We start from the raw sequence: 19,751 nt of genomic DNA on the forward strand, positions 1-19,751 counted from the left end.
AACCCTCACACGTTCAGAAGGAGGAATTCCCGCTCCCAGGGGCTGATCACCTGCATGAAAGTTTCGAACTCGCCCCGCTTCACGCCGGCATAGAGCCCGATGAACTCCTTGCCGAAGACTTCCTCGAATGCCGGTTCGTCTTCAAGCAGTGCCACGGCTTCCAGAAGGCCGCGCGGCAGGTCGATCGAGCCCTCATTGGCCGAATCCTCGGTCGGCGCCGTCGGCTCGATTTCCTTAGTGATGCCGAGCAGACCGGAGGCAAGCGAAGCGGCGAGCGCCAGATAGGGATTGGCATCCGAGCTCGGCAGGCGGTTTTCCACGCGCCGCGCCTGCGGATCGGAGACCGGCACGCGGAAGGCCGTCGTGCGGTTGTCGTAACCCCAGGCATTGTTGACCGGGCAGGACATATCCGGCTGCAGGCGGCGGTAGGAATTCACGTAGGGCGCCAGCATGGCAAGCGCGCTCGGCACGTATTTCTGCATACCGCCGATGAAGTGGAAGAATTCCTTCGAGGCCGAACCATCATTGTTCGAGAAGACGTTCTTGCCGGTGTTGATGTCCACCACGGACTGGTGGATATGCATTGCCGAACCCGGCTGGCCCTGCATCGGCTTTGCCATGAAGGTGGCGTAGATATCGTGCTTCAGCGCCGCCTCGCGGATCGTACGCTTGAAGAGAAACACCTGGTCGGCAAGCTCGATCGGATTGCCGTGACGGAGGTTGATTTCGAGCTGCGCCGGTCCTTCCTCGTGGATCAGCGTATCAATCTCGAGGCCCTGCTTTTCCGAGAAGTGGTAGATGTCGTCGATCAACTCGTCGAACTCGTTGATGCCGGCGATCGAATAGCCCTGGCCGCCGAGAATCGAACGACCCGAACGTCCCTTGGGCGGATGCAGCGGATAGTCCGGGTCGTCATTCGTGGCGACGAGATAGAATTCGATTTCCGGCGCCACGATCGGCTTCCAGCCGCGCTCGGCATAGAGGCTGAGAATGCGCTTCAATACGTTGCGCGGCGTGTAGGGAACTTCCTGTCCGTCGGAATTGACAATGTCGCAGATGACCTGCGCGGTCGGATCGGTTTCCCAGGGCACGACGGACAGGGTGGAAAGGTCGGGCACGAGCTTCAGGTCGCTATCGCGCGGCTCGTAGCGGAAGCTTTCGGTCTCCTCGGGATATTCGCCTGATATCGTGTGGCGGTAGATCGCCGAAGGCAGTGCAAGCGATGTGTTGGAGGTGAATTTGGAGGACGGCATCATCTTGCCGCGCGGCACGCCGGCAAGGTCCGGCGTGATGCATTCGATGTCTTCGATACCGCGTGCCCTCAGCCACTGCGCTGCTTCCTTCCAGTTCGCAACACCGCGCAGAGATCCGGGATCAGGAGGGGATTTCTTCGAGGCGGGTACGTTTCTGGCAGGCTTCAGCGTCGTCTTTTTTGGGGACATGACACACCGGTTTGCGTTGATCGTAACGCCATCATAACCGGAGTTTGGCAATTGGCGAGGGGGTGGAAGGCGTTGACTTTCGCCCTCTGATGGAAAAAGAAGACGCGATTTCAGCAGGGAAAATGGATTTTGCGGCACAAGAGCGATGTGATCGTCATCGGGGCGGGTGCCGCGGGCATGATGTGTGCTATCCGTGCCGGGCAGCGCGGCCGTTCCGTCACTGTACTGGACCACGCCCGCGCACCGGGGGAGAAGATCCGCATCTCCGGCGGCGGCCGCTGCAACTTCACCAATATCAATGCCGGCCCGAAGAACTTCCTCTCCGCCAATCCGCATTTCTGCAAGTCGGCGCTTGCCCGTTTCACGCCGGCCGATTTCATCGCCATGGTCGAACGTCACGGGATCGCCTGGCATGAGAAGACGCTTGGCCAGCTTTTCTGCGACAACAGCGCCAAGGACATTATCTTCATGCTGCTCGACGAGATGCGTGCGGCAGGTGCTGCCTGGCATCTCGGTGTCGAAATATCAGGAGTTGAAAAGACCGAAAGCGGCTTCCGTGTCTCGACCTCCGAAGGGGTCTTCGAAGCCGCTTCCCTGGTCATCGCAACGGGGGGAAAGTCCATTCCGAAGATGGGAGCAACCGGCTTTGCCTATCGCATTGCCGAGCAGTTCGGCTTGGCCGTTACCGAAACGCGCGCCGGCCTTGTGCCTCTGACGCTCGATCCGATCTTGCTCGAAAGCATCGCGCCTCTGTCAGGCATCTCTGCGCCCGCAGAGATCCGTCACGGCAAGACTGCCTTTCGCGAAGCGTTGCTCTTCACCCACCGTGGTCTCAGCGGCCCCGCCATCCTGCAGATTTCCTCCTACTGGCGGGAAGGTGATGCCATCACCATCGACATCGAGCCGGATGTCGATATCGCCGCGCATCTGAAGAAAGCGAAACAGGTAAACGGGCGCCAGTCCGCACAGACGGCGCTTGGTGAAATCCTGCCGAAGCGCTTGGCGCAATATATCGTCGAACGCGAAGCGATCAGCGGCAACATGGCCGACCTCTCCGACAAGCTGCTGACCAGGCTTGCCGAGGCGGCGCAGAACTGGTCTCTCAGGCCCTCCGGCTCGGAAGGTTATCGTACGGCGGAAGTCACGCTCGGCGGCATCGATACGACGGCGCTCGATTCCCGCAGCCTGCAGGCCAAGGCCGTTCCCGGTCTCTATTTCATCGGTGAATGTGTGGATGTGACCGGCTGGCTCGGCGGCTATAATTTCCAGTGGGCCTGGGCCTCCGGTTTTGCCGCCGGTGAGGCATTGTAAACGCTAATATTTGTAGACGTAAAACCTTCTAGCCGATTCAAGACTTCTTAAGATGGGCTGCGCCATCCTGTCTCAATGGCAGGTTGGCAAAGCCGTTCCTAAATTAAGCTTTACCGGCAAGCCGTTTTGTTGGATTGTTATGCTTAGATAGAAGTGAGGTTTCGCAATGAACAGAAACACTCGACGCGCCCGCGCCATCGCAATTGCCCAGGTAAAGCCTGATACGAAGCTCGTAACTCTGCGCTATCTGATGCTCGCAGCCGGCGCAACCGCCGCCAGCATTGCTGTTCTTCTTTCCCACTTCATCTGATCTTTTCGCAGCTTGAAATGGAAGTTTTCGGTCTCGCGACTTGATATATCGCGAATCCGCGGCGTGCAATTTGCAACTATTGTGCGATCACGGCTAACGCCCTCTCACCGCTTATCCGAAAATTAATATATAATCTGACACATTGTAGACGAATATTTGGGTGTTTCCGGCCTCGCCGGAAATGAACTGGCAATGATTGCCGCCCGTTCCAGGGTTTTCCCAACTGTTAGTAGATCAGCTCGATATGCACCCGGCTGGCGCCAGAAGGCTGCCGGCGGGAGGAGTGGTGTATGAAAGGCACGGCGCGCCATGTTCATTGACAAGATTCTTTCTCGTTTCAAGATTCAGACCAAGGTTCTGATTTTTGTACTGCCATTCGTCATCACCATTTCCGCCGTCGGTCTGACCGGTCTTTATGCCTCCGGTCTGCTGCAGGGCCGGATGGAGATTTCCAACAGCGTTCTCCAGTCGCTGAGCGGGTTCAAGGATCTCTACGCCTCGATGGACGACTTCCTGCAGACAACCAACGAGCAGGCGCGCGACAAACTCCATACAGATATCAAAACCCAGGGGCAGACGCTTGACGCCACCATGGCGCAGATCGGCGACAATGCCGGTCATGAAAACCTGCAGGCTGCCATCGAGGGCACGAACGGCATTTCGGATACCGTCGGCAAGCTCTGGACCCTGCACGAGCAGGAAGTTGCCCTTCGCAAGCAGATCGACGATGCGCAGAAGGTGATGATTACCAACCGCTTCAACGTCAGCTACGACGCCAAGCAGCTGGAAGAAAACATCCGCACTGATGAAGGCAATGCAACGTCGACGCTGCGCGCAGCCGACCGTCTGCTTAAGGGCGGCGATACGCTGGCAACCGTCATGAACGATTTCAACAAGGCGCAGACGTCTACTGACAAGCTGAAGGTCGTGACCGATGCGCTGCCTGCGATCGCCAAGGCGCAGCGCATGATTGAAATCTCCGTGCCGCAGAACCAGAAGAGCATGACACAGTCGATGGCGCAGACCGTCAGCGACCTGAAGGCTCAGGCGACGGCGCCGGAGGCCGGCACGGATGATGGCGTTGCCAACCTTGGTCGTCTCGTTTCCCGCTTCCGCCAGATGTCGACATACACGCAGCTCACCGCCACGCAGATGATGCGCGAGGCAACGACGACTTTCGTGGAGCTCGACAGCCGCATCGCCCAGACCAACTCCGTGCTGGAGGATACACGGCGCCTTGAAAGCTCCATCTATTCGCTGCAGCTCGTGCTCGCCGATTTCAACGCCAAGCCGAGCAAGGAAAATCGCGTTCGCCTGAACCAGGAAATCGCCACGCTCAACACCATGCTGAACACCCTTCAGGCAAGCGCCAAAGGCATGAATTTCGCCGGCGACATTGTCGACGCGATTACGCCCGCTCTCGCTTCGATGGATAAGGGTGCGCAGAGCCTCGTCGATGTGATCAACCAGCGTACGACCGATTATGCCGCAGCGCGACAGCAGCTCGACGGCGTATGGGGCCAGCTGACCAGCTTCGCAGAAGAGCAGAAGCAGACTGCCGGCACGGAACGCGACCAGGCCAACAGCATCTCCGTCGGCACGACCGGACTCGGCATCCTGGTCTCCATCGTCGGCGGCATCGCGCTGGTGCTGACACTGCAGCGGCCGATTGCCCAGATCACTGCCGCCATGCGCCGCATCGCCGAAGGTGCGCTCGACACGAACATTTCCGGCGAGAAGCGTTCCGACGAAATCGGCGACATGGCTCGCGCACTTGGCATCTTCAAGGAAAATGCCATCTCCAAGATCCGCATCGAGGAGCAAAGCGACGAAGAGCGTCAGGCCGCCGAGCATGAGCGCCAGCGCAACGATGCCGAAAAGCGCGAGATGGACCGCCAGATCGAATATGCCGTCAATGAGCTCGCTGCCGGTCTCGAGCGTATGTCGCAGGGCGATATCTCGACGACGATCGATACACCCTTCATCGGCCGTCTCGAACAGCTCCGTCAGGATTTCAACGGTTCGATGATGCGCCTGCAGGCCACGATGAGCCAGATCCGCGACAACGTTCAGATGATCCAGGGCAACGGCAACCAGATGGCCCAGTCCTCCGAGGATCTCGCCAAGCGTACCGAGCAGCAGGCTGCATCGCTGGAAGAAACCGCCGCCGCCGTCGACCAGATCACCGTCACTGTCCGCTCGTCCGCCGAGCGCGCCAAGGATGCCGATCAGATCGTCCGCCAGGCCAAGCGCAGCGCCGACGACTCCGCCGTCGTCGTCAACAATGCGATCGACGCCATGGGCCGTATCGAGGATGCCTCGCGCCAGATCGAGCAGATCATCGGCGTCATCGACGAAATCGCCTTCCAGACCAACCTGCTCGCTCTGAATGCTGGTATCGAAGCCGCCCGCGCCGGTGAAGCCGGCAAGGGCTTCGCAGTCGTCGCCATGGAAGTCCGTGAACTTGCCCAGCGCTCTGCCGCTGCCGCACAAGAGATCAAGGGCCTCATCAACAAGTCGACGAACGAGGTCAATTCCGGTTCGCAGTTCGTCCAGGAAACCGGCACGGTTCTCGCCAAGATCAGCGCCCAGATCGTCACGATCAGCCAGCATGTCGAAATGATCGCCCGCGCAAGCCACGACCAGTCGAGCGCGCTGCAGGAGGTCAACTCCACGGTCAACCAGATGGATCAGATGACCCAGCAGAACGCGGCAATGGTAGAAGAGACCACCGCCGCGAGCCGCGAACTCGCAAACGAGGCGGATGCGCTGCTGCATCTCGTGCAGCAGTTCAAGATCGACGGCGACAGCGACATGCACATGTACCGCGCCGCCTGATTTCAGCCTTCCCATCCGCAACGCAAATGGCCCCGTCTCCGGGGCCATTTTTATGCGGAAAATAAGTCACGCCAAGGTTGTGAAGAGACGGATGGATTGAAAAATTCCTGCCCTTCTTGCAGATGATGCATTCATGAAATCATACTAGATTTGAAAAAAGACAAGTAAAAGGCTCAGCGAGAACCCTGCGTTAAGAGAAAATTTTCCCTAACGCATTCTTATGAAAACCATAAAGGTGTTCGCCAGAGGTTCCAGATGCCGCGTTTCTTTTCGACATCCATCGTGCGCCAGATCGTTGCGATCACGCTGCTTCTGCTTGCCGGCAGCACCGCAGCGATTGTCGGCGTGACCTATTACAATCTCGGCAGCTATGTCATGGACAGCGCAGTATCCGACGCGAAGGATGCAAGCCGCTCGATGGCGGTTCTCTACGGCGCAAGCGATGCTGATGTCCGCATCGATGTGAAGGACAACGCGCTGTCAGGCGTGACCGAAGACAAGATCCCTGCTTTTGCAGATTATTCGCTGGTCGACCGCACGGCGCAGTCGATTGCCGGCGTTGCCACCATCTTCGAAAAGCAGGGAGGCGATTACGTCCGCGTCTCCACCAATGTGAAGAAAGAAAATGGCGACCGTGCCGTCGGCACCAAGCTTGCCGCGGATCATCCCGCCCAGCCTGTGCTCGCACAGGGTAATGCCTATTACGGTCCGGCAGACCTCTTCAGCCGCAAATTCATGACGGGTTATTTCCCGGTCAAGAATCCCTCGGGTGCCACGATCGGCATCCTCTTCATCGGCATACCCATGGAAGTCTATTACCAGCGGATGAACGAATTGCAGACGCTGGTTCTTAGCGTCGGCGCCGTGGTGATGTTACTCGTCGGCGTGCTCGCTTTCTATGCGATCCGCCGTTCGGTAAAGCCGATGCAGGCACTGACATCGAGCGTGCGCGCCATTTCGTCGGGCGACCTCGTCAGCGCCGTCCCCTGCATCGAAAAGAAGAACGAATTCGGCGACATCGGTCGTGCGCTCGCTCTCTTCCGCGACAGCGCAGTCGCGCGCCAGGAGTTGGAGACTCAGGCCGCCGAACAGCGCGCGCTGAACGATGCCGAGCGCAGCCGCAACGATGCGGAGAAGCGTACACTCGATGGCCAGATCGATTTTGCCGTCAATCAGCTTGCCGCTGGTCTCGGACGCCTGTCACAGGGCGATGTTTCGCAGACCATCGAAACACCCTTTGTCGGTCGGCTCGAACAGCTCCGCATGGATTTCAACACTTCGCTCGAACGCCTTCAGGATACGTTGACGCGCATTCGGGCGAGTGCCGCTTCCATCCAGCGCAACAGCGGTTCGGTTTCGGCCTCGGCTGACGAACTCTCCAGGCGCACGGAATCCCAGGCTGCCAGCCTTGAGGAAACGGCCGCTGCCGTCGAAGAAATCACCGTTACGGTCCGCTCGTCGGCCGAACGCGCCCATGAGGCAAACAATGTCGTTGCCGCGACCAAACGGACGGCCGACAGTTCCGGCACCGTTGTCGGTGATGCAGTCGCCGCCATGGGTCGCATCGAAGACGCCTCGCAGCGCATCGAACAGATCATCGTCGTCATCGACGACATCGCCTTCCAGACCAACCTGCTGGCGCTGAATGCCGGTGTCGAGGCGGCACGTGCCGGTGAAGCCGGCAAGGGCTTTGCCGTCGTGGCTCAGGAAGTGCGCGAGCTTGCCCAGCGCTCGGCCAATGCCGCCAAGGAGATCAAGGCGCTGATCGAACAGTCGACCCGCGAGGTGAATGCCGGTTCCGAACTCGTGCAGAAGACCGGCAGCGTGCTCGCCTCGATCAGCCACGAGATCATCGCAATCAGCGGCCACGTCGAGACCATCGCCACGGCAAGCCGTGACCAGTCGGCCGCCCTTCAGGACGTCAACAGCTCCGTCAATGCCATGGACCAGATGACGCAGAAGAATGCCTCCATGGTTGCCGAAGCCACGCAGGCAAGCCGTCAGCTGGCGGAAGAGGCCGACATGCTGATGGCGCTCATAGAGCAGTTCCGCCTCGCCGAAGGCGCTGCCGGTCATGGCCGCGTGAGACAGGCGGCCTGACATCCGAATTCGTCTTCGTCGGGCCGCACCTTCGTGCGACCGGCGGCCTCATCTGCCGGCAGCGTCAGCCAGGCTGCAAATCGCACCAGGAAGCTGCTTCCTGCGTTGTTATAGAAGGCATCCTCTTCCTTTATCCGGTCGCGTCTTGTTCGCTGCAGCAAGCTTGCTCGCTGCATTCGGCCGGCAATGTCTGCGATTATGAAATTATCGATCATCATGATGTCCTCTCGTTTCTGGACATCAATTGATCTACACATCAAAATTCGCTTTTTGAACGAGCGAAATCCCATTATGTTTTTCACTCATGAAAAACAGCAATTGGGACTCCTATCAGCTTTTCCTGCAGGTCGCCCGCACCGGCGGCCTGACGGGCGCCAGCACTGCCACTGCTTTGAGCCCAGCAACAATCGGCCGGCGCATGCTCGATCTGGAGCAGGAACTCGGCCGCACACTCTTTCACCGCAGCCAGACAGGCTACCGCCTGACCGCTGATGGGCAGACCCTCGTCGATCATCTGCAGGAGATGGAGGCGGCCGCCCGCAAGGTCGAAGCATGGCGGCAATCGTCCGAAGGTGGCGCCACCGTCAGGATCGCTGCCGGCACATGGATCTCCTGGCTGCTGACGGAGAATTTTTCGGCGATCCGTATGCCCGGGGACACGTTCGGCATTTCCTTGACGATCGGCGAGGCCCGCGCGAACCTGAATTACCGGGAAAGCGATATCGGCATCCGCGCCTTCGAACCGGAGGAAAGCAATCTCGCGGCCCGTCTGCTCGGCGAAGTCGCCTATGCCATCTACATCAGACGCAATGCCAGCCAGGACGACACCAGATGGATCGCTGTCGGCGCAGAGGATGCGATCTCGGCCTATCTGCGCTGGCCCTATCAGAATGCTGCATCCGCCATCGTCGCGACCGTCAACCGCCCGCGCTCCCTGCCGGATCTGGTGCGTGCGGGCGCGGGAAAGACGGTGCTGCCCTGTTTCGTCGGCGATCTCGATCCCGAACTCGAACGGTGCGGTGGCGAGCTGCCGGAGCTGCGTCACCGCCAGTGGATCGTCATGAATGCCGAGGATCGCTACCGCCCAGAAATTCGTACGGTCGCCGACCGGATGACGAAGCTTTTGAAAAGCTATACCGACCTCTTCGCCGGCAAGCGCGCCAGCCGCGGATAATCTGCCTCTACGGCATCAGCCGGCGCACGAGCCCCACCTGGCTGTTCACCCCGAGCTTCGAATAGATGTTCTTCAGATGCGAGCGTGCGGTCTCGTAGCTGACATCGTTCGTCCGCGCGACTTCGCGCAGCGACAGGCCCGCGGTGATGCCGGCCGCAATCCGCATTTCTGCCGCCGTCAGTTGGTCGATACGGAGCAGCGCGTCATTGAGATCGGGGCGCAATGGCAGGCTCGTCCGCTCGATGATCATCGCCACCGTCGGTCCCTCGAGAAATTCGGTGATGAAATCCGACTGCATCTTCACCAACGTGCATTTGAAGCCGGTGTTCTTCATCCTGATTAGCGTGCTTGCCGGCGAGAATGCCTGCAAGCGGTGGCGCAACAGAGCCGATAGGCGGGAGGCAAGCTCGCTGTCATTGATCATGATCCGCCCGGTCGAGGTGACGCCGATCGCTTCGCCCTCGGCAATCATCCGCTCCGCCGCGCTGTTGATCGAGCGGATATTCTGATCCTCGCCGATATAGACGATACCGACGCCGATCGCGTCGAAGAGCGCCAATCCGTTTTCGTTGTTATGGGGATCGCTGTGCTCGCGGCGAATGAAATCGAAGGCGCGGCGCAGATGCGGTGCCAGGTCGCTGAGCAGCTCGGCATTCGTGCGATTGAAATCCGGATCGGAAGACGAGGTCAGCGTCGAAAGATTGAAGGAGCGTCCGCGTTCCCGCATGATCGTTACGCCGACGCTGCTTTCGCAGCCGATCCAGCGAAGGTAATCGCTGTAGAATTCCGTCTTCAGAAGCTGATCGCGCGGCAGCATCTGATCGGCGATCACGCCAAGGCCGATCGGCCGGGTGGCGGCGCGCGGCATCCACGGATTGATGGCCGCATAATAGCGGTTATAGGCCTCGGTTTCCTTTTCCGCGAGACCAGAAGAGAGGGAGAGGCCACCGGTGCGCGCGACGGCATCGTGGAAAAACAGCGTCGACTTGGCATCCGGCATCGTCGCGGTCAGCGCATCGAGAAAGGCTTGCCACGACGTCTCGCCGAAGAGCGCGCCATAGATCAGATCGGTCAGAACTTCGAGTTTTGCGTGCGGCGAACCGGGCATATGCAGTTCCGTTCGAAGATATGCTCAATTATGCCGCGACTCCGCCGTGCTGACAATTGCGTCAAATAGCGTAGGTCCGGCGGTCTTTACCACCGGACCCTACCCTTAATTTCTGTTTGCGACGATGACGGGGATCAGCAGATCTCCCCAGTTGCCGTCACCGCCATGATGCCGGGCGGAGCGTACCAGCTCCACCGAAACACCGGCCTCGACCGCCTTCATCACCGACTGGTTCAGCCTGTGCAGATCATTGGCAAGCATACGGATCACCGTCTGCTGATCATCAGTCATGCTGCTTGCCTGCTCTTCCGTCCGTTCGCGGACGCGCGCAATGGATGCCATGTCGTTTCCTCCTCTACTCGGCAGCCGGTTTGAATTGGGCGTGTTCGGTCGATTCCCCCATGGCCGTCGTGGAGGCGCGGCCGCCTGATATCGCCAGTGACACGGCGTCGAAATAGCCGGTGCCGACTTCACGCTGATGTTTGGTGGCAGTATAGCCGCGTGCCTCGGCAGCGAATTCCGCCCGCTGAAGCTCGCAATAGGCCTCCATCTGCCGCTCGCGATAGCCGCTGGCGAGCTCATACATGCCGTAGTTCAGCTGGTGGAACCCGGCGAGTGTGATGAACTGGAACTTGTAGCCCATGGCGCCGAGTTCGCGCTGGAACCTGGCGATCGTCGCATCGTCGAGGTTTTTCTTCCAGTTGAAGGACGGCGAGCAATTATAGGCAAGCAGCTTGCCGGGATGCGCCTTGTGGACGCCTTCGGCAAAGCGGCGCGCCTGCTCGAGATCCGGCTTCGACGTTTCGCACCAGATGAGGTCGCAATGCGATGCATAGGCGACGGCCCGCGCAATGCAGGGTTCCAGCCCGTTGCGCACCTGATAGAAGCCCTCGACCGTGCGTCCGGCATCATAATCGACGAAAGGCTGGTCGCGTTCGTCTATGTCAGAGGTCAGAAGCTTGGCCGCTTCAGCATCCGTGCGGGCGATGACGAGCGTCGGCACTCCCATGACATCGGCGGCAAGTCGCGCCGCATCGAGATTGCGGATATGGGCCGCCGTCGGGATCAGAACCTTTCCGCCGAGATGGCCGCATTTCTTCTCCGAGGCCAGCTGATCCTCGAAGTGAACGCCGGCCGATCCCGCCTCGATATAGGCTTTCATGATCTCGAAGGCATTGAGCGGCCCACCGAAACCGGCCTCGGCGTCGGCGACGATGGGCGCAAACCAGGTCTCGACCGAAAGTTCCCCGCCTTCTGCCGTCTCGATCTGATCGGCACGCTGCAGCGTGCGGTTGATGCGTTTGGCAAGCTCCGGTCCGGCATTGGCGGGATAGAGCGATTGATCCGGATACATGGCCGATGCCGTGTTGGCGTCGGCGGCGACCTGCCAGCCGGAAAGATAGATCGCCTTCAGCCCGGCGCGTACCATCTGCATGGCCTGGTTGCCGGAGAGCGCGCCGAGCGCATTGACGAAATTCTCCTCGTGCAGAAGCTGCCAGAGGCGCTGAGCCCCCATTTCGGCCAGCGTGTAGCGGAGCGCGACGGAGCCACGCAGACGCTCGACATCGGCGACGGAATAGGGCCGCTCGATACCGTCGAAACGGCCATCAGGCGCATTGCGAATGAGTTTGTAAAAATCTGTCATGCCAATCTCCTCTTTGATTTCCAACGCTTGAGCGCTGATGACAGAATTTACAAGAACGAGTAAATTATCCAGAAAAACCTTTGATTTCAGGCGAAGAAAGAGGTTAGGATGAGGAGGATTTACAGGGTGGTTTTGTAATTTTGTAAAAACTTGTAAATCCTAAAGTGTAAAGGATGTGACATGGCGGAACGGAAGATATTTGCGGGGCCGAAAGTCAGGCGCATCCGCAATGCGCTGGCGTTGACGCAGACTGCCATGGCCGAGGCGCTGGAAATCTCCCCCTCCTACCTGAATCTGATCGAACGCAATCAGCGCCCATTGACGGTGCAACTGTTGCTCAAGCTCTCTTCCGTATACCGCATAGATCTTGAGGAACTGCAGGGCGAAACCGCCGGTGGCCTTGGCCAGTTGAAGGAGGTGTTCGCCGATCCGTTGCTGTCGGGTGAGCTGCCGGGGGATCAGGAGCTTGTCGAAGTGGCCGATGCCGCGCCCAATGCGGCAAGCGGTATGATCAAGCTCTACCGCGCCTATCGCGAGCAGGCCGCCCGCCTTTCCGACCTGACGGCCCTGATGGCGGGCGAGGGCCGCGCGCCGGTCGCTTCCGGCCGCCTGCCTCTGGACGAGGTGAGGGAGGCGCTGGAACGCCGCCCCGCCTATTTCGCTGACATCGAGGCGGCGGCTGAAAGTTTCGCCAACGGACTTACTGCCGGCGGCAACCTGAAGGACTGGCTGAAGAACGAGCGCGGCATCGCCACCCGAATCCTGCCCGTTCATGTCATGCCTGATCTGCGTCGCCGCTTCGACCGTCACTCGATGCGCCTTTTCCTGTCCGAGCGCCTTTCAGGGGCCGATCAAGCGCAGGAAATTGCCATCGAAGTGGCAAGGCTCGCCCTGCGGCCCGAGATCGAGGCCGCGCTTGAGGAACTGCCGCTGTCATCCGACGAGGCGCGGCGCATCGCCCGCTTCGAGCTGACGCGCAGTGCGGCGCTCGCCTTGCTGATGCCTTATGGGGCCTTTCTTCTTGCCGCACAGAATACCCGATACGACATCGATCTCATCCGCGCCCGTTTCGCTGTCTCCTTCGGCCAGGCCGCGTCGCGCCTCGTCGTGCTGCAGCGTCCCGGCGCTGCCGGCATTCCCTTCTTCCTGATGGAGAGTGATGCTGCAGGCCATGTCATTCGCCGGACAGGTGCCCAGGGCTTTCCGCAGGCGCGCTTTGGCGGCAACTGTCCGAAGCTCAACGTCCACGCTGCCTTTCTTGAGCCGGGCAGGGTGTTGGTGGAGACGGTCGCCATGCCTGACGGTTCGGCTTTCCTGACGATCGCACGCACGCTCGAAGGGCCGGTGGTGGAGTTCGGCGAGCGGGTGCGGCGCACGGCTCTGCTGATCGGCTGCGATGCCGCCCTGCACGACAGTCTGGTCTACGGCCGAAGCGATGCCTTGCCGGTTGCGGTCGGCCCCGCCTGCCGCCTTTGTGAAAGGCGCGGATGCCTTTCCCGGGCCGAGCCGCCGCTGACGCGTCCACTTGCTCTGGACGAGACCTCTGCTGGCCTTGGAAGCTTCGATTTTCAGTGATTGTGAAATCATTGACGCCGCAGGATTTTGCGCTTGTAGGCTCCGGAAATCCTTTCTAGTCTGCAGCAAAACCAGAGGGAAATAAGAGGTGTCCGGGGGCGCGATACCTTTAAAAAAACAGGAGATATCATGAGGTCAAGAATCGCCAGCCTGACGGCAGTTGCCGTTGTCGCTCTCCTTGCCGCCGCGCCTGCCTTCGGCCAGGAGCGTGTGGTCAACGTCTACAACTGGTCCGATTATATCGACAGCTCGATCCTCGAGGACTTCACCAAGGAAACCGGTATCAAGGTCGTCTACGACACCTTTGATTCCAACGAGACGCTGGAAACCAAGCTGTTGGCCGGCGGCACCGGTTATGACGTCGTCGTTCCGACCGTTTCCTTCATGCAGCGTCAGATCGCTGCAGGCGTTTACCAGAAGCTCGACAAGTCCAAGCTGCCGAACCTGTCGAACATGTGGGACGTCGTGACGAAGGGCGTCGCCACCTTCGATCCGGGCAACGAATACTCCGTCGACTATATGTGGGGCACGACCGGCATCGGCTTTAACGTCGACAAAGTGAAGGCTGCACTCGGCACGGATGAAAAGCCGAACTGGGATGCGCTTTTCGATCCGGCCAAGGCTGCAAAGCTTAAGGATTGCGGCATCTATATGCTGGATTCGCCGACAGACGTCATTCCGTCCGTTCTTGCCTATCTCGGCCTCGATCCGAACAGCAAGAAGCCGGAAGACCTGAACAAGGCGCAGGAAGTCCTGCTTGCCGTTCGTCCCTTCGTTCGCAAGTTCCACTCCTCTGAATATATCAGCGCGCTCGCCAACGGCGATATTTGCATCGCGCTCGGCTTTTCGGGCGACGTCTTCCAGGCGCGGGATCGCGCGGCCGAGGCAAAGGCCGGCGTAAATGTCGACTATTCTGTTCCGAGCCAGGGTGCGCAGATCTTCTTCGATGTCTTCGGCATTCCAAAGGATGCGCCGCATGTCGAAGAGGCGCATGAATTCATCAACTACATGATGAAGCCTGAAGTCGCCGCCAAAGCATCCAACTTCGTCTTCTACGCCAACGGCAACAAAGCCTCGCAGCAGTTTCTCGACAAGGACGTGATCGACGACACGGCGATCTATCCGACGCCGGAGATCATGGCCAAGCTCTTCACGGTGCCGCCGCTCGATCCGAAGACGCAGCGCGTCGTGACGCGAATCTGGACCAAGGTCGTCACCGGCCAATAACCGAGATTTCGGCCCGGACGGAAACGTCCGGGCCTTTCCATTCCCGGCCCGGGTGGAGGCCGGCTGAAACCTTGTATTTTCGGGGAATAATATGAAATCTCTTGGCAATATCCGCCGCGCATTCGCACCTTGGACCGATCCATCCGCAAAACCCTTCATTGCCTTCAAGAATGTCACCAAGCGCTTCGGCGATTTTACCGCCGTCAACGATCTGTCGCTGAATATCTATCACCGCGAGTTCTTTGCGCTGCTCGGCGCATCCGGCTGCGGCAAGTCCACGCTGCTGCGCATGCTGGCCGGTTTCGAACAGCCGACATCGGGCGAAATTATTCTCGATGGCACCGATCTTTCGGGCACGCCGCCCTACAAGCGGCCGGTCAACATGATGTTCCAGTCCTACGCTCTTTTCCCGCACATGACGGTCGAGAAGAATATTGCCTTCGGCCTCAAGCAGGATGGCATGCCGAAGGACGAGATGGTCGAGCGTGTCTCGCAGATGCTGAAGCTCGTGAAGCTCGAGCAGTTCGCTTCCCGCAAGCCCAACCAGCTTTCCGGCGGGCAGCGCCAGCGCGTGGCGCTTGCCCGTTCTCTCGCCAAGCGCCCCAAGGTGCTGCTGCTCGACGAGCCGCTCGGCGCGCTCGACAAGAAGCTGCGCGAGGAAACCCAGTTCGAATTGATGGACCTGCAGCAGAGCCTCGGCCTCACCTTCGTCGTCGTCACACACGACCAGGAAGAAGCCATGACAATGGCCGACCGCATTGCAGTCATGAGCCACGGCAAGGTGGTGCAGGTCGCCACGCCGGCCGAAATCTACGAAGCGCCGAATTGCCGCTTCGTTGCTGATTTCATCGGCGACGTGAACATTTTCGACGGCAAGGTGACAACGGCCTCAAATGGCGCGGTCGAAATCGCCGTCGACAGCGGCTTCACGGTCCGCACGGCCTCGACAGACGCGCCGGCTGTTGGTAGCACGCTCGGTTTCGCCATCCGCCCGGAAAAGCTCCGCGTCACCCGCGCGGCACCCGGGAATGCCTCGACCAATGCCGCCAAGGGTGAGCTCTGGGACATCGGTTATCTCGGCGACATGACGGTCTTCCACGTCAGACTGCCGAACGGCAATGTCGTCAAGGCTTCTTCCCTCAACGCACAGCGCGCCGTCGATGACCCCTTCACCTACGATCAGGAAGTCTGGGTCTCCTTCGATGAGGACAGCGGCGTGCTGCTGAAGGATTGAGACCATGGGGACCTTCACTTCACGCTTCTACAACCGCCTTGTCATTATCATTCCCTATGCTTGGCTGCTGCTCTTCTTCCTGGCGCCGTTCTTCATCGTCTTCCGCATCTCGCTGTCGGCAACGGCGATCGCCATGCCGCCCTATGAGCCGGTCTTCGCTCTCGCTGATGGCTGGGGCGGTTTCTGGGACAAGGTCTCGAGCTTCTCCCTCGACAATTACGGCTACCTGACCGACGACCCGCTCTATTTCAATGCCTATATTTCGAGTGTGGTGATCGCCGGGATCTCCACTTTCCTGACGCTTTTGATCGCCTATCCGGTTGCCTATGGCATGGCGCAGGCGCCCCGCAGCATTCGCCCGACGCTCCTGATGCTGGTGATCCTGCCCTTCTGGACAAGCTTTCTGATCCGCGTCTATGCCTGGATTGCCATCCTGAAGCCGGAAGGGCTCTTGAACCAGTTCCTGACGTCGCTGCACCTCATCGACAATCCGCTGATCATCCTCAATACCAATACAGCCGTCTATATCGGCATCGTCTATTCCTATCTGCCCTTCATGGTGCTGCCGCTCTACTCGGCGTTGGAGAAGATGGACGGCACGCTGATCGAGGCGGCGCAGGATCTCGGCTGCACGCCGATCCAGGCTTTCTGGCGCGTCACCTTCCCGCTGTCGATCCCGGGCGTCATCGCCGGCTGCATGCTGGTCTTCATCCCGGCCGTCGGAGAATTCGTTATCCCCGACCTGCTTGGCGGCTCGCAGACGCTGATGATCGGCAAGACGATCTGGAACGAATTCAATTCCAATCGCGACTGGCCCGTTTCTTCGGCGGTGGCGACGATCCTGCTTCTCATCCTCGTGATCCCGATCGTCTTCTTCCAGAATGTTCAGGCAAAAGCCGACGAGGCAGGGAAATAAGCCATGTTCAGATGGACCCGCTTTAACATCACCTCCGTCGTGCTCGGCTTCGCCTTTCTCTATCTGCCGATCGTGCTTCTGGTGATCTTCTCCTTCAATGAATCGAAGCTCGTCACCGTCTGGGGCGGTTTTTCGACCAAATGGTATGTCTCGCTGCTCTCCAATCAGGCCCTGCTCGATGCGGCCTGGGTGACGATCCGCGTCGGCCTGCTGTCGGCGACATTCGCGACGATCCTCGGCACCATGGCGGCGATCACCCTGGTGCGCTTCACGCGCTTCCGCGGCCGCATCCTCTTTTCAGGACTGGTCTACGCGCCGCTCGTCATGCCCGAAGTCATCACCGGCCTGTCGCTGTTGCTCCTCTTCGTGGCAATCGGCCTTGACCGCGGCTTCTGGACCATCACACTGGCGCATACGACGCTGACCATGTGCTTCGTCGCCGTCGTCGTGCAGTCACGGCTTCTGAGTTTCGACCAGTCGATCGAGGAAGCCGCCCAGGATCTTGGCGCCCCGCCGGTCAGGACCTTCTTCGAGGTGACGCTGCCAATCATCTCGCCAGCCGTCTTTTCCGGCTGGGTCCTGGCTTTCACCCTGTCGCTCGACGACCTCGTGATTGCGAGCTTCACGTCAGGACCGGGCGCAACCACGCTGCCGATGAAGATCTACAGCCAGGTGCGTCTCGGCGTGACTCCGGAAATCAATGCGGTCTGCACCATTCTGATCGCCATCGTGGCGATAGGCGTCATCTGTGCATCTGTCGTCACCAAGCGCCGCGAAGTGCAGCGCGAGCGCGATGAGAGGGCCGCGGCGGCGACAGCTTAAGAGCAATTCCAGCGAAAGCCTTTGCGTCCGGAAATGCTTTAGAACTGACCAGGAAAGGCGCTAAGGCTGGGTTTTCGTCGGTACGTTGAACAGCGGCACCGGCGAAATGACCGGGTTCGGCCACGAGCCGCCGATGAAGAAGGGCAGGCGCGGCAGATCGGCCGCTTTTGCCGGATCGATCGCTTCCAGCGCGCCGGAGAGCGCAAGCCCGTTCGACTCATAAGTAATGACGCCTGATAGCGTCAGCATCTGATCGGAGCCGGCAAATCGCGCATCGTGGATTTCTGCGGTGCCATTGGCAAAGTCGGCCTGAAGATCGAGCTTGCTGAAGGCGAAGGATCCGTTTCCAGTGGAGCTCAGCGCGAAGAACGGCTTCTGCGCTGCCTGCGTGCGAAGTGCATAGACATCGACGCCGGGAATGGAGCCCGCAGCCGTCCAGAATCTGAGCCTGCCGGTCACATCGGCAAGTCCCGTCGTCCAGATCGCCTTCGGCGTCTCCAGCGAAAGATCGAGGGAGCCTGTCGCATGCGGCAGCGGCCCCTTGAGCTGCAATTTTTCGGCAAGTGCATTGAAATCCGCATCGCGGATCGAAAGCTGCAGCTTGCCGCCACCATCGAAATCGCGGCGGGTCGCCTCCAGATGGGCAGTCATTTCGCCGCCCTCGAACTGGCTGTCGCCAATATCGAACTTCGCTTCCTCGCCGGCGACGATCACGCTGGCGCCGACATCCGCAAGCGAAAAGATACCCATCTGCGCCTGTCGCGCGGAAAGCCGCACATCGAGATCAAGAAGTTGCAGCGGTCCAAGAGGGCTCGGTAGCAGCAAGTCGCCAAGGCCGCCGGCGGCAAGTCTGAGCGCGAAGGCATCGAGGAACGGCTTGAGGTTCATCTGGTCGAAGGCAAGTGTCCCGCCGATCTTCGGTCGCTTGCCGGGTGCGACGGTGAAATCCATCACACCGGTGGCGCTCGCATCGTTCAGCGCCATACTGACATTGTTGAAGCGGAAACCGTTGGATACCGACGTCACATCCGAGGTCATCGACGCGCTCTTCAGCGACTCGATCCCCGGGATAGATCTGCCGGACCATTTCAGGAGGGCCTGCACATCAGGAAAGCTGGCGTTGATATTGCCTGAGACCGAGGAGAGGCTCACCATGCTGCCGACACCCTGGAAACGCGCGGTCATCAGGTTGGAAGCGATCGAGGCCTTCATCTCGGCATTCTTGCCGCCGAAGACCAGCAGCGGCGCGGCAGAGGCAAAATCGACCTTCAGGTCCTCGCCGTTGAACCGGGCAATGAGGACGGCTGAAATGGCCCTCGACAGCTTCGGCCAGGCGATATCGGCTGCGACGCTGTCGAAGTGGTAGACATTGCCTGTCTGCGTATCGGTCAGGGTCAGCGTGCCATCCTCCACCGTCACGGCACCGATGTCGGCGTCGAGCTTCGGATCGAGAACCTCGGCGCCGTTGTCATCCCGTACGCCAACGATGGCTCGTGCCAGAAGGCCGGTATAGCTCCAGTCGATCAGGCCATTCTCATCGCGCGTCAGCGCGAGGCTGGGCCGCAGCAGGTGAAATTCGTGGAAGCGAGTGCGGCCGCGCAGCGCATCGATCAGGCTGAAATCGGCTGAAAGGCTCTCGATGCGGCCGAGCAGTTTGTCGCCGCTTTCGCGCGGTTGGCGGATGGTGACGTCGTTTAGCGTAATGCGTGGCGTCGGCCAGAATTCGAGGACGGGGTTGCCCTTGATCTCGGCGTGATAGCCCGTCCATTTCGACAGGGCATCCTCGATGCCGGAGCGCACGAAGCCGGTGGAAATAAGATAGGGAGCGGCGATCCTGAGCGCGAGGAAGAAGGCAAGCCCGATTAACAATAGGATGGTGGAGACACGGGCAAATGCCGGCAGCCAGCGCGAGACGGGGCCGATCCTTTTTCGCCATCTGCCTTGTCTTGACGTACCCATGAGCTCCGCCGGAACTTCAGCCGGTTACCCGTTATTTTCTGATTTTGCCGGATATATGAAATACCGGGCATATGCAAATCCCACGCGCGG

Annotated in this window: 15 protein-coding genes and 1 pseudogene; 10 read left to right on the plus strand and 6 right to left on the minus strand. The window is 59.8% G+C overall.

The features are described from left to right. Positions 1 to 5: 5 nt before the first annotated feature. Positions 6 to 1,442 (minus strand): glutamine synthetase family protein, encoded by a 1,437-nt coding sequence (locus AB8B33_RS01605; RefSeq protein ID WP_113323867.1) that lies wholly within the window; start codon positions 1,440 to 1,442, stop codon positions 6 to 8. A gap of 89 nt (positions 1,443 to 1,531) precedes the next feature. Here AB8B33_RS01605 and AB8B33_RS01610 point away from each other — a divergent pair. The 4 genes and pseudogenes from AB8B33_RS01610 to AB8B33_RS01625 all read left to right on the plus strand — a co-directional run bounded on the left by AB8B33_RS01610 (position 1,532) and on the right by AB8B33_RS01625 (position 8,001). Then, positions 1,532 to 2,753: pseudogene (locus tag AB8B33_RS01610) on the plus strand (NAD(P)/FAD-dependent oxidoreductase). Positions 2,754 to 2,919: 166 nt separating this feature from the next. Further along, the gene (locus AB8B33_RS01615) at positions 2,920 to 3,063 is read left to right on the plus strand and encodes a hypothetical protein (RefSeq protein ID WP_439014115.1); all 144 of its coding nucleotides are present in this window, start codon (positions 2,920 to 2,922) and stop codon (positions 3,061 to 3,063) included. A gap of 309 nt (positions 3,064 to 3,372) precedes the next feature. After that, on the plus strand, positions 3,373 to 5,901 hold the full coding sequence (locus AB8B33_RS01620) for a methyl-accepting chemotaxis protein (protein ID WP_439014116.1): 2,529 nt from the start codon (positions 3,373 to 3,375) through the stop codon (positions 5,899 to 5,901). A 255-nt stretch (positions 5,902 to 6,156) separates the two neighbouring features. Then, positions 6,157 to 8,001: a methyl-accepting chemotaxis protein gene (locus AB8B33_RS01625; RefSeq protein WP_439014117.1), complete on the plus strand. Its 1,845-nt coding sequence runs from the start codon at positions 6,157 to 6,159 to the stop codon at positions 7,999 to 8,001. Here the strand turns inward: AB8B33_RS01625 and AB8B33_RS01630 are convergent. Next, positions 7,974 to 8,219 (minus strand): hypothetical protein, encoded by a 246-nt coding sequence (locus tag AB8B33_RS01630; protein WP_439014118.1) that lies wholly within the window; start codon positions 8,217 to 8,219, stop codon positions 7,974 to 7,976. The two genes, AB8B33_RS01625 and AB8B33_RS01630, sit on opposite strands and share 28 nt — an antisense overlap. A gap of 86 nt (positions 8,220 to 8,305) precedes the next feature. Between AB8B33_RS01630 and AB8B33_RS01635 the strand changes: the two genes are divergently transcribed. Continuing rightward, positions 8,306 to 9,175 (plus strand): LysR family transcriptional regulator, encoded by an 870-nt coding sequence (locus AB8B33_RS01635; protein WP_113323863.1) that lies wholly within the window; start codon positions 8,306 to 8,308, stop codon positions 9,173 to 9,175. Between the two features lie 7 nt (positions 9,176 to 9,182). Here AB8B33_RS01635 and AB8B33_RS01640 read toward each other — a convergent pair whose 3' ends face one another. The 3 genes from AB8B33_RS01640 to aceA form a co-directional block, all read right to left on the minus strand. Next, positions 9,183 to 10,283, minus strand: coding sequence for a helix-turn-helix transcriptional regulator (locus tag AB8B33_RS01640; protein WP_439014119.1), 1,101 nt, complete (start codon positions 10,281 to 10,283; stop codon positions 9,183 to 9,185). A gap of 105 nt (positions 10,284 to 10,388) precedes the next feature. Next, a complete protein-coding gene (locus tag AB8B33_RS01645; protein WP_113323861.1) occupies positions 10,389 to 10,625 on the minus strand; it encodes an SMc00767 family acetate metabolism repressor in 237 nt (78 codons plus the stop codon). Positions 10,626 to 10,638: 13 nt separating this feature from the next. After that, positions 10,639 to 11,928 carry an isocitrate lyase gene (aceA, locus tag AB8B33_RS01650; protein ID WP_439014120.1) on the minus strand — a complete coding sequence of 430 codons (1,290 nt, stop codon included), beginning with the start codon at positions 11,926 to 11,928 and terminating at the stop codon, positions 10,639 to 10,641. A gap of 180 nt (positions 11,929 to 12,108) precedes the next feature. On the opposite strand from aceA, the gene AB8B33_RS01655 reads away from it, so the two are divergent. The 5 genes from AB8B33_RS01655 to AB8B33_RS01675 all read left to right on the plus strand — a co-directional run bounded on the left by AB8B33_RS01655 (position 12,109) and on the right by AB8B33_RS01675 (position 17,702). Further along, positions 12,109 to 13,503, plus strand: coding sequence for a helix-turn-helix domain-containing protein (locus AB8B33_RS01655; RefSeq protein WP_439014121.1), 1,395 nt, complete (start codon positions 12,109 to 12,111; stop codon positions 13,501 to 13,503). A gap of 129 nt (positions 13,504 to 13,632) precedes the next feature. After that, a complete protein-coding gene (locus AB8B33_RS01660) occupies positions 13,633 to 14,730 on the plus strand; it encodes a polyamine ABC transporter substrate-binding protein (RefSeq protein WP_439014122.1) in 1,098 nt (365 codons plus the stop codon). 91 nt (positions 14,731 to 14,821) lie between these two features. Continuing rightward, positions 14,822 to 15,964 carry an ABC transporter ATP-binding protein gene (locus tag AB8B33_RS01665; RefSeq protein WP_439014123.1) on the plus strand — a complete coding sequence of 381 codons (1,143 nt, stop codon included), beginning with the start codon at positions 14,822 to 14,824 and terminating at the stop codon, positions 15,962 to 15,964. Between the two features lie 4 nt (positions 15,965 to 15,968). Further along, the gene (locus tag AB8B33_RS01670; protein ID WP_007819316.1) at positions 15,969 to 16,880 is read left to right on the plus strand and encodes an ABC transporter permease subunit; all 912 of its coding nucleotides are present in this window, start codon (positions 15,969 to 15,971) and stop codon (positions 16,878 to 16,880) included. A 3-nt stretch (positions 16,881 to 16,883) separates the two neighbouring features. Beyond that, the gene (locus tag AB8B33_RS01675; protein ID WP_310378750.1) at positions 16,884 to 17,702 is read left to right on the plus strand and encodes an ABC transporter permease; all 819 of its coding nucleotides are present in this window, start codon (positions 16,884 to 16,886) and stop codon (positions 17,700 to 17,702) included. 60 nt (positions 17,703 to 17,762) lie between these two features. Here AB8B33_RS01675 and AB8B33_RS01680 read toward each other — a convergent pair whose 3' ends face one another. Beyond that, positions 17,763 to 19,661, minus strand: coding sequence for an AsmA family protein (locus AB8B33_RS01680; RefSeq protein WP_439014124.1), 1,899 nt, complete (start codon positions 19,659 to 19,661; stop codon positions 17,763 to 17,765). Between the last annotated feature and the right edge of the window lie 90 nt (positions 19,662 to 19,751).

The organism is Rhizobium sp. 768_B6_N1_8 (genome assembly GCF_051811225.1).
Taxonomy (GTDB): Bacteria; Pseudomonadota; Alphaproteobacteria; order Rhizobiales; family Rhizobiaceae; genus Rhizobium.